The 10483-nt window shown below is 62.2% G+C and carries 6 protein-coding genes, 2 pseudogenes and 1 other annotated feature; of the genes and pseudogenes, 5 read left to right on the plus strand and 3 right to left on the minus strand.

The window, feature by feature from the left end:
• Positions 1-712 precede the first annotated feature (712 nt).
• On the minus strand, positions 713-1324 hold the full coding sequence (locus tag M8A51_RS25875) for a TetR/AcrR family transcriptional regulator (RefSeq protein WP_251781513.1): 612 nt from the start codon (positions 1322-1324) through the stop codon (positions 713-715).
• Positions 1325-1526: 202 nt separating this feature from the next.
• Between M8A51_RS25875 and M8A51_RS25880 the strand changes: the two genes are divergently transcribed.
• From M8A51_RS25880 to M8A51_RS25895, 4 genes are all read left to right on the plus strand, one after another.
• On the plus strand, positions 1527-2528 hold the full coding sequence (locus M8A51_RS25880; RefSeq protein ID WP_251781514.1) for an NADP-dependent oxidoreductase: 1002 nt from the start codon (positions 1527-1529) through the stop codon (positions 2526-2528).
• A 99-nt stretch (positions 2529-2627) separates the two neighbouring features.
• On the plus strand, positions 2628-3485 hold the full coding sequence (locus tag M8A51_RS25885) for an alpha/beta fold hydrolase (protein ID WP_251781515.1): 858 nt from the start codon (positions 2628-2630) through the stop codon (positions 3483-3485).
• A gap of 371 nt (positions 3486-3856) precedes the next feature.
• Entirely contained in the window at positions 3857-6304 is a 2448-nt protein-coding gene (locus M8A51_RS25890) for a DUF4238 domain-containing protein (RefSeq protein WP_251781517.1), read from the plus strand.
• Positions 6305-6308: 4 nt separating this feature from the next.
• Positions 6309-7682 carry a hypothetical protein gene (locus M8A51_RS25895; RefSeq protein ID WP_251781518.1) on the plus strand — a complete coding sequence of 458 codons (1374 nt, stop codon included), beginning with the start codon at positions 6309-6311 and terminating at the stop codon, positions 7680-7682.
• Positions 7683-7743: 61 nt separating this feature from the next.
• On the opposite strand, the pseudogene M8A51_RS25900 reads toward M8A51_RS25895, so the two are convergent.
• Positions 7744-8052: pseudogene (locus tag M8A51_RS25900) on the minus strand (integrase core domain-containing protein); the annotation flags it as partial.
• 65 nt (positions 8053-8117) lie between these two features.
• Between M8A51_RS25900 and M8A51_RS25905 the strand changes: the two are divergent.
• On the plus strand, positions 8118-9470 hold the full coding sequence (locus tag M8A51_RS25905) for an IS30 family transposase (RefSeq protein ID WP_251781520.1): 1353 nt from the start codon (positions 8118-8120) through the stop codon (positions 9468-9470).
• Positions 9471-9501: 31 nt separating this feature from the next.
• Here the strand turns inward: M8A51_RS25905 and M8A51_RS25910 are convergent.
• Positions 9502-10433, minus strand: a pseudogene (locus tag M8A51_RS25910) (IS3 family transposase); the annotation flags it as partial.
• Positions 10036-10152, minus strand: a sequence feature (AL1L pseudoknot). (Overlaps the previous pseudogene by 117 nt.)
• Positions 10434-10483: the final 50 nt, after the last annotated feature.

Below are 10483 nucleotides of genomic sequence, written 5' to 3' on the forward strand. Positions count from 1 at the left end.
CGTAAGTCGGGCATGCTTATGGGTGTTCATCCGGTTGGATCCTTTGGGTGGATTGGGTGTTTGGCGACTTCCAGTCTCTCAAACCCAGTCCGGATGAACACCGGATACAACCTATTGAAGCTTCACATTTAGTCCGCAGACTGATCTGAGTCACTCGCCGCTGACCTGCTGATCGACAGCTGCGGCTGCCACCGGTCATTCGACGACCCGTTCGTCGTGTGACCGCTTCACCTCCAAGACCGGGCGCTCATCACGAAGAACGCCGTCCAAGCTTCAAACGACCGGTTGCACTCGGCGTGGGCTGGCACTATCGACCCACTACCGACATTCACATCCTTGAGAAGCTGACCGTGGCGGCTGGCCGGCCGATCTGACGGAGGAAGGAATACCTCGCGCGGTGGTGTTTGCACTCAGGGCAGATGTTCGACTGTCAGCTCGAAACGCTCACCCCGCGGCATCAGCCATCCATCCGAATTCCAGTCGATCGGCCTAATCGGGCACATCCGCGTGCGGCACGCGCTGCGCCCGGCAAGCAGTGCGGGATGACGGTGCCGAACTTCGGCAATGCCAAGCGTCGCTCCAGCCTGGCATGCGATATCGCAGCGGGGCGCTACGGCTCAGCCGCCGGTGAGACCGGCGGCATGGTGTGCACTGATGACTTCGCTTGGGCAGCCGTGACGAAGCCGATTGGCTCGTCGACTGTCGTTGGCAGTCAGCGGGACTTGCGCCTGCTTGGCGTCGCGGCCACGGGCCCGGGTGGCTTCAAGGACGCCACGATGGCGTCGCGGCAGACCTCGAGTATCTCGTCGGCCAGCGGGGAATCGTCCGGACAGGCGCGCGACAGTACGACGGCACCCACCGCGTGCGCCAGCATGTCGAGAGATCTGGCCCGCGCCCGGGCTTCATCGTCCGGGGACAAGGCGGGGCGCCGCTGGCCCATCTCAGCCAACAGGCTCTCGATGCCGGCTGCGAACGTCGCCTTGACCATTTCCGGTTGCCGCGCAGCATCGCCGCCCAATGCGGCCATCGTGCAGCCGGTCGCGCGGTTGTCGCGGTGCGCGCGCGCGAGGTACTGCCGCACGAATTCCCTGGGATCGGCCTCGGCGGTCAGGATGGCGGTCCGCGCCATGCCACAGGCGGCCGATTCCGCCATCAGGTCCGCCTTGGAGCGGAAGTGCTTGTAGAAGCCGCCATGCGTGAAGCCCGCGGCAGCCATTAGGTCAGCCACGCCAACGCCGTCGTAGCCGTGTTCGCGAAACAGCGTTGACGCTGTCTCGATGATGTGCGCCCGGTTGGCCTGCGCCTGCGCCTTGGTCACCTTCATGTCTCGCCCGCCCTGGGTTCACGTCCTTGCTGTGCTGAAACTATACATTGATGACGTTCATCATCAAACCATTGACTAGTTTGATTATGTTCGTCATCATTAAGTTCATCCAGCAGGCGCCACCGCATGTCTCTTCATGCGGTTGTCCTCACCCAGTCGTTCGAATCACCACCAGCGCTCTTCCAGAGCAGCACAAGAATCCATGAGAGCACTCACCTTCAAACGCTATGGCAAGTCGCCCGAGATCGGATTCACCGACGTGGCTCGCCCCACGTTGCAACCCGATGAATTGCTGGTCCAGGTCCACGCTGCGGGAGTGAACCCCATCGACAACGTGGTGCCGGTGGGTACTTTCAAACCTGTCCTGCACTTCAAATTGCCTGCCACGCTGGGCAGCGACCTTGCCGGCGTGGTGGTCGAGGTCGGCAGCCGCGTGACCCGCTTCAAGCCGGGCGACGAGGTTTTCGCGAGCCTGTTCGACCTGGGCAAGGGTTCGCTTGCCGAGTTCGCCGCGGTGCCTGAGAGCGCCGCCGCTCTGAAGCCGGTCAATCTGGACTTCGTGCAGGCCGCATCCGTTCCGATGGTCGCGCTCACGTCGTGGCAAGCGCTGAAGGAACGCGTCAGTCTTCGGCGAGGCGAGAAGGTGTTCATCCCCGCTGGTTCCGGCGGGATCGGCACCTTTGCCATCCAGTTGGCCCGTCACCTCGGCGCCAAGGTGGGAACGACTGTCAGCAGCGGCAACATCGATCTGGTGCGTGGCCTCGGCGCGGACGAGATCGTTGACTACAAGATGCAGGACTTCGAGAAAGTGCTGCGCGACTACGACGCGGTGCTGGGCACGGTCCGGGGCGACACCATCGAGAAGTCCATTGGCATCCTCAAGCCGGGCAGCAAGATCGTTTCGCTCATTGGTCCGCTGGATGCAGCATTCGCACGCGCGAAGCGGCTGAACTTCTTTCTGACCTTCGTCTTCTGGATGATGAGCCGCAAGATCCTGCGGCTCGCCCGAAAGCGGCAAGTCGACTACTCGTTCCTCTTCGTGCGTCCCGATGGTGAACAGCTCGCGGAGATTGGTGAGCTCCTCCAGTCGGAGCGCATCCGCCCGGTGATCGACAAGGTGTTCCCGTTCGAGCAGGCCAAGCACGCGCTCGACTACCTGGCCCAGGGCCGCGCCAAAGGCAAGGTCGTCGTCCAGATCAGGTGACGCCTCGGCACAGCCGCGGGGATCTTCAGCCGCCGAGCCCCCTTCTGCCGACACGCCTGCATTCATCGAGGAACCCATCGACGAAACGAGGAAAGTGCCATGAGCACACAGCCAAATTCGGCGGTGACGTGGAAAAACGTCCCCACGCAAACGGTCACCGCCGGCGGCGTCACGTTCGCCTACCGGGAACTCGGCACGCACAATCCCGGGCCGCCGGTCGTGTGCCTCCTTCACCTGGCGGCCGTTCTCGACAACTGGGACCCTCGCGTCATCGACGGCCTGGCAGTGAAGCACCGGGTGATCGCGTTCGACAATCGCGGTGTCGGCGCGTCGAGCGGATCCCCGGCCACGTCGATGGAAGAGATGGCGCGGGATGCGATCACATTCATCAAAGCGATGGGCTTTGATCAGGTCGATCTCTTCGGATTCTCGATGGGCGGCATGGTGGCGCAAGAGATCGTGCTGATGGCACCGCAACTCATTCGCCGCATGATCATCACCGGCACGGGCCCGGCCGGCGGCGAGGGCATCAGCAAAGTGGCCCGGGTGACCTACCTCGACATGGTACGAGGGTGGCTCACGTTCCATGACCCCAAGCAGTTCCTCTTCTTCACGCGCACGCCTTCCGGCATCCGCGCCGGCAAAGAGTTCCTGGCGCGTCTGAAGGAACGCTCATCCGACCGTGACAAGGAAATCACGATCACCGCGTTGCAGGCGCAATTGAAGGCACTGCGCCGTTGGGGCGAGAAGCCGCCGGCGGATCTGTCGAAGGTTCATCATCCTGTCCTGGTCGCCAATGGCGACAGCGATCGCATGGTCCCGAGCCAGAACACGCATGATCTGGCTCGCCGACTTCCGAACAGCGAGCTCATCATCTATCCCGATTCAGGGCACGGCGCGGTGTTCCAGTTTCACGCCGACTTCGTACCCAAAGCGCTGGCATTCCTGGCGCGTTGATCTGCGTGTCTGTGGCTTGGCACCAGCCGCCACAGAACGCGGGCAACATCAAGGCTGCCCCGAGCCGTCGAACCTGACCAGCCGGCTGTCGGCTATCGAGCACACCGAAGAACGACCGCTCATGGCCGGGTGCGTAAATTCGCGGCGGCACCAGAAAGCCGACCATCGTGTCCGAACCTTGCGGAACCTAAGGTCAGCTTACGGCAAGCTCGCCATCAACCCAGTCTCGGCCATGACGCGACGTTAACCAAAGGCAGGTTCGGAGCGGCCCTTCCATCCCGTGGCCCTGAACACACCATCGGACGGCTACCGCGATCAAGCCAGCTTTTGCCGGGGGACAATCGGGGTATCAAGCGGTGCCAAGTGAGCGGATGACCAATCAGAAGACCCGGAACAACCACTACGTCCCACAGTGGTACCAGCGCCGCTTCCTCGCGCCCGGGCAGTCTCGCCTCTTCTATCTCAACCTGGACCCGGATCGCAAGACGCTGCCCAATGGCGGGCAAGTGCTGCGTACGGCGCTTCACGAATGGGGCCCGACGAACTGCTTCGTGGAGTACGACCTCTACACTACGCATTTCGGCCCGATCGTCAACGACGAAGTGGAAAGACACTTGTTTGGTGTCATCGACGACCAAGGCGCGAGAGCAGTCTCCGCCTTCGCGCTTGGAAATCACGCCGACGTGCACGCATCGTTCGAAGACTTCTTTGAGCACATGGCAGCGCAGAAGCTGCGCACGCCTAAGGGCCTAGATTGGATCCGTTCGTGCTATGGAGTTCTGGGCCAAGTCGACCTTATGGTCGAGATGCAGGCATTGCGGCTGATGCATTGCACTATGTGGGTCGAGGGCGTGCGGGAGATCGTCTCGGCGCAGGACTCTGACGTTAAGTTCATCCTGACGGACCATCCGGTGACCGTCTACAACGCTGGGGTGGATGCCAGTTCCGAGCAGTGCGCGTACCCCCAGGATCCGCTTGTCGCCGCCGTCGGGTCTCAAACGGTGTTTGCGCTGGATGCCAACACATGCCTGATCCTCACCCACCTGGAGTACGCCAAGGAGCCGGAGCAACTGGATCTGACCCGGTTGCGCACGAACGCTCGGCACCTGGGCGTGGGCATGACTCGCACCGACAACTTCATTCGAGACCGGCGACTGAGGCGGGACGAGGTGATCGCGATCAACCACCTGCTCAAGTCGCGGGCGAAGCGCTACATCGCAGCTGCCGACAAGACGTGGCTCTACCCAGATCGGGAGTTCAACTCGTCATGGGCGGAAATCGCCAAGGTGCTACTGCCCAAGGCCGATTTGTGGCGCTTCGGCGGGGAGATCTACGTCGGCTACAAAGATGGCACTTCTGGCTATTGGGACGAGCATGGCCGAACTTCCAAGGCCCATGAGTACCTGATCCGCAAGTCCCCCCGCAAGAACATTGGGGCAAACGACTTCTGCGGCTGCGGCAGCGCCTACGCCTACAAGGACTGCTGCCAGCGGCTGCCCGCCGCAGAGCGCCCGTCGTGGGATTTCTATGGCCTGCGCGAGCGCAACCTGATGTTCTGCAATGCCATTCAGGGCATCCTTGGACTGTCCGACGGGGCATCCTGGGAGCACGTGCGCTGCAACCTGAGCGACGACCAGGTCACGCGCATTCATCGCGCATTCGCGAGCCTCTGGCCTGAGGACACTGATCTTGCTTCCCTGCTACCGCGGCCCAACCCGAAAGTCCTGCGCTCGGTCTACATGGGCTTCAGCGATCCGCGTACTGTCGAAGCGACGGTCCTGGGCTGGCTGCCCTTTATCGACGAGATTTTGCTTGTGAACCCATTCTTCTTGGGCACGCGCATGAAGCCGGAGTTCAGCCCCATCGAGTCGCCCACCGGCCATAAGATGCAGACGCTCAAGAACGTCATGCTACTTCTGGTCCTCGAGCCGTTTATCCGCGCCGGACTCGTGCATCTGGTGCCCGATCCGGGTGAGGTCAGTCCCGCGCTCGGCCATCATGTCCGGGAAGTGCTCACGCGGCGTACCGACGGATGGAAACCGCCCGAAGGCAGCGGTATGCACCGCTTCCTGAAGCTCGCAGAGGAGGAAACCCGCCGCTTCTTCTGGATGTTGCCGGAGGCGTCCCAGCGGCGCTTCATTGCCGAGCACATGCCAGACGCCGACGCCGCGATGATGGATCGGCTCATCGCGGACTTCAGGCGCCAGGCCCAGGCCGACCCCTACACGTTGCTACAGCCTCTTCCCGTGGGCAAAGACGGTGCTCAGAACCAGATCTTCAAGGGGCTGAGCCTGGAAGCCGCCCTGTATCTGGCGTCGCTGACTGGCTCGATAATGCACGTCGACACGGAGGCGCACTGGGCGCAGCTCTTGAAGGACGCTCAGCCTACCAGCGCGGCGTCGCAGTCGACATGGACACCCGTGCGAGAGGCGTTAGGCGAAATCTCGTTCCCTGTGGAACTTAACCCGCAGCGCGTGGCGGAACGCCTTAATAGTGGCGATCTGCCGCCGATCCGGTCGTTGCTGCGTCGGCTAGCGGAATCGGTCTCGATCCCGGAAAGCGGGTCCGCTCCCGGCGAGTTGGCCAAGCAACTGCGCCAAGCGCGTGGCAAGGTTGAGCGGGTGGGGAAACGTGCGAGTGAAAGCACCCTACGCCCCGCACGCCTGGAGTTGCACGTGCCGCCGGCAGGATTCTCCCGTCACGAGGTGCAGCGGCTGCTCGTGATGTTCGCCGGGGTGACCCGTCCTCGGTTTGTTCCGTACGCGCTGCGCTTACTGTTCGACGAACGGAAGGATGGCAGCGGGGATACACGAGGATAGAACAGTGCCGATCTTCAGCAATCGCACCCTGGCCTCCATGCTGCGCGGCCTGCCTCCACACGTACGGACCCGATGCGAGGCAGACCTTCTCGGTCGCCTGACGAGCGACGGTCACACCGCACTCGCTGCTGAGTGGGAGCTGTTCTCGCTGAGTCAGATGGCTCGGGGAGGAACGCTCGACCTTGCCCCACCAGCTCAGCCAGGCGTGCCAGATGCGGTTTTCACGTTGGCCGGGCACTCGCCGATCGTCGTGGAAGTCACTGCACTGAATGACCAAGACCTCGAGGAGCGCTTCGCAGACGATGCGCTGGGCATGCTGTTCTATCGTGCCATCAATCGCCTGACGGGGCGTCCAGTTGGGGCACTGGACGTTCACGCGGTTTGGCCTGTCGGCGATCGAGGGCTTCCGACCGCTGGGCTGCCACCGAGAAGCCAGCTGCATCAATTCATGCGGCGACCCGAAGTGCGTGAGTTCGTCGAAGCCGTCGCAGCGGCACCAGATCAGACTCGAACCCTGGAACACCGCGTCGGCGACTCGGTAACGACGGTCGTATTTCGGCCTGGTGCACAGTACTCCAGCGGATCAGTGGCTGGCTACTCGGCACGGGGCTTCAATGAGCACAACCGTAGACGATTGCTCAAGAAGCTGTGGGGGAAGTCGAAGCAGCTTAAGTCGTCGAATCTTCGGTTGCCATCGGTCCTGATACTGTGCGACGCCGACTGTCGCATGTTGAGGGAGCAGCTACAGCAACGGTGGTCTCCTGAAAGTGCTGCTCACGCTGTCTTCGACTTCATATCCGGCAGACCTACGCTCGGTCTACCCGGCCCAAATGGGCCCTGGATCATCCAGAAGGGTTCGCCACAGCAGTCCACGACAATCAATGCTGTACTGATCCTCACGGTCGAAGACAGGTGGGGCCACTTCGGCAGCGAGCGTTCTCGAAACCTGAAGATCTCGGTCGTGCGAAACGAAGGCGCTGCCAGACACCCGCTGTCCGACGAGACCCTCCAGGCACTGGTCGATGTGCTTGCGACAAACGTTCCCAAGATCCACAGGACGCCCATGAACGCGAAGAAGGAACGACCCTGGACGGACCATGAGGGCGGTGGCCAGTTGTCAGGCACCCGGGTCAGGCTCTCAATGCTCGCCTTCCAGGACCTGCTGACCGGCCGCACGAGCCAAGCAGAGTTTGCGGCACGTAACGAGTTCACGGCCAAGCACATCGCACGGCTGGTAGCCGGAGGCCGCTGTCTGTCCAACGCTCAGATCATCAAGCATGCCGAATCAGACGATGATTGGATCGAATTCGATTTCGCCGACATCGATCCCCGGAGCCTTCGCCGGCTTATTGAGCAAGGCAGCGATCCAGAGCGTTGAGCGACTGCTTCAGGAGTCTCAATGAATCGCCCCGTGTTTCGCGGAGGCCGATTGGTTTAAGTCAGGGCTCCGCCATGGAGGCCTGATTGGCGAGATGCCGCCAGTAGTTTGCCTCAGCCTCGGCTGGCGGGATGTAGCCGATGGGCTCCAACAGCCTGTGATGGTTGAACCAGGAGACCCATTGCAGGGTCGCCAACTCCACCGACTCCCTGGTCTTCCAGGGTGCCCGGCGGTGAATCAACTCGGCCTTGTACAGCCCGTTGATGGTCTCGGCCAGGGCGTTGTCATAGCTGTCCCCCTTGCTGCCCACAGAGGGCTCGATACCCGCTTCGGCCAGTCGCTCCGTGTAGCGAATGCTGACGTATTGGGCGGATTCAAACGGTCGTCGCAACACCATCAATCTTGGAGGTGTTTATGGGACGACCTGCGGGGTGGATGCAAAAGCTGACGGGGCGAGGGGCAATGCGCTCGCCAGGGGCTCCTTCGCTTCGGCGAGAGGTCGAGCGTCAGTTCTGGGCACAGATCGCAACCGGAATCACCAGTGAGAGGGCGGCCGAGGCGGTTGGCGTATCGCAGGCCGTGGGCTCTCGCTGGTTCCGGCATCGTGGAGGCATGCCATTGTTCATGTCGAAACCTGTTTCTCGAAGGTATCTGTCGTTCGCGGAGCGAGAAGAGATTGGGCTTCTGCGAGCCCAAGATGTCGGTGTGCGGGAGATAGCTCGTCGTATTGGTCGAAGCCCCTCAACTGTCTCGCGGGAGTTGACACGCAACGCTGCGACCCGCGGTGGCGAGCTCGAGTATCGGGCGTCAGTCGCGCAGTGGAAGTCGGAGCTGGTGGCAAGAAGGCCCAAGCCGGCCAAACTGGTGATGAACCCGCGTCTGCGCGAATATGTCCAAGATCGCCTGGAGGGGACGATCCACGATGGTCAAGGGCACGAGGTCGCCGGCCCCCGACAAGCGCCGTTCATCGGGCGCAACAAGCCTCATCGCGGTGACCGCAAGTGGGTCAACGGCTGGTCGCCGGAGCAGATTGCCAACCGACTGCAGGTTGACTTCCCCGATGATCCGTCCATGCGCATTTCCCATGAAGCTATCTACCAGGCTCTCTACATTCAGGGTCGAGGCGCCCTCAAGCGCGAGCTTGTCAGCTATCTGCGCACAGGGCGTGCATTGCGCACGCCACGGGCCAGGTCCCAGGCCAAAGCATGGACACATGTGAGTGAAGAGGTGATGATCTCCAGCCGCCCTGCTGAGGTAGAAGATCGTGCTGTACCCGGTCACTGGGAGGGGGACTTGATCATCGGTCTGGACAGGTCGGCCATTGGGACACTAGTGGAACGGTCAAGCCGCTTCACCATGCTCGTGCACCTGCCGCGCGAGGCGGGCTATGGACTGACTCCGCGAAGGAAGAACGGTCCTGCGCTGGCGGGTTACGCAGCCGTCACCATGAGCAACGCTCTCAAAAGGACAGTGACGATGTTGCCTACCCAGTTATGGCAATCATTGACTTGGGATCGTGGCAAGGAGCTGTCGGACCATGCCCGATTCACCATCGAGTCTGGAGTGAAGGTCTTCTTCGCTGATCCTCACAGTCCATGGCAGCGCGGCACGAACGAGAACACCAACGGGCTGCTGCGCCAATACTTTCCCAAGGGCACCGACCTGTCTCGGTGGAGTGAGCAAGAGATTCAAGCTGTGGCACTGACCCTGAACAACAGGCCACGCAAGATGTTGGGCTGGAAGACACCAGCAGAAGCGCTGAACGACTACCTAAAATCTGTCGCGTAACCCGGTGTTGCGACGACCGTTTGAATCCGCCTTGCGATCCCCTGTCGGAGTGGCAAACCAGGCTGCCATCGCGCTCGGGCTGACGGTCGTACAGCGCCTGCTCCAGCGCGTCGAGCACGAAGTCCGTGCGCATCGTGCTGCTCACGCGCCAGCCCACGATGCGCCGCGCGTACACATCGATCACGAAGGCCACGTACAGCCAGCCTTGCCAGGTGCTGACGTAGGTGAAGTCCGAGACCCAGAGCTGGTTGGGACGTTCGGCTTTGAAGACGCGATTGACCCGGTCCAGTGGGCACGGCGCCTTGGCATCGCTGATGGTCGTGCGCACTACCTTGCCGCGGCGCACGCCTTGCAGGCCCAGGCGGCGCATGAGTCGCTCGACCGTGCAGCGCGCCACCGCGATGTCCTCGCGGTTCATCTGCTTCCAGACCTTGTCGGCGCCGTAGACCTGCATGTTGGCGTTCCACACGCGCTCGATGTGCGGCGTCAAGGCGCTGTCGCGCTTGGCTCGCTGGCATCGCATGGCTGGATTGCGTCGCTGCGCGGCGTGGCGCCAATAGCCTGACGGGGCGATCTGCAACACCTTGCAGATCGACTCGACCCCGTAGGCCTGTCGATGCTGATCGATGAAGCCCTTCAGGACTTCAGACGGCGGTCGAGCTCCGCCTGGGCGAAAAACGCGCTGGCCAGCTTCAGGATCTCGTTGGCGCGGCGCAGCTCCTTGTTCTCGCGCTCCAGCTCCTTCAGGCGCTGCAACTCCGACGTGGTGGTGCCCTCCCTGGCGCCTGAGTCGATCTCGGCGCGCTTGATCCATTCGTTGAGGGTCTGCGGCACACAGCCGATCTTCGGTGCAATCGATTCAATGGCCGCCCACAGCGAGGGGTACTCGCCTCGGTGCTCCTGCACCATACGCACCGCGCGCTCGCGCACCTCGGGTGAGAACTTGTTCGACTTCTTGTTCATGGCTCCATCCTCTCAGAGAAAAGAGCCTCCTCAAATCCCGGGGCGATTCA

The organism is Caldimonas mangrovi, assembly GCF_023721835.1.
Lineage (GTDB): Bacteria > Pseudomonadota > Gammaproteobacteria > Burkholderiales > Burkholderiaceae_C > Caldimonas > Caldimonas mangrovi.

Coding starts and splice junctions, on each gene's coding strand:
- M8A51_RS25875 (WP_251781513.1), bottom strand. CDS start 1,324: ATGAAGGTGACCAAGGCGCAGGCGCAGGCCAACCGGGCGCACATCATC.
- M8A51_RS25880 (WP_251781514.1), top strand. CDS start 1,527: ATGAGAGCACTCACCTTCAAACGCTATGGCAAGTCGCCCGAGATCGGA.
- M8A51_RS25885 (WP_251781515.1), top strand. CDS start 2,628: ATGAGCACACAGCCAAATTCGGCGGTGACGTGGAAAAACGTCCCCACG.
- M8A51_RS25890 (WP_251781517.1), top strand. CDS start 3,857: ATGACCAATCAGAAGACCCGGAACAACCACTACGTCCCACAGTGGTAC.
- M8A51_RS25905 (WP_251781520.1), top strand. CDS start 8,118: ATGCAAAAGCTGACGGGGCGAGGGGCAATGCGCTCGCCAGGGGCTCCT.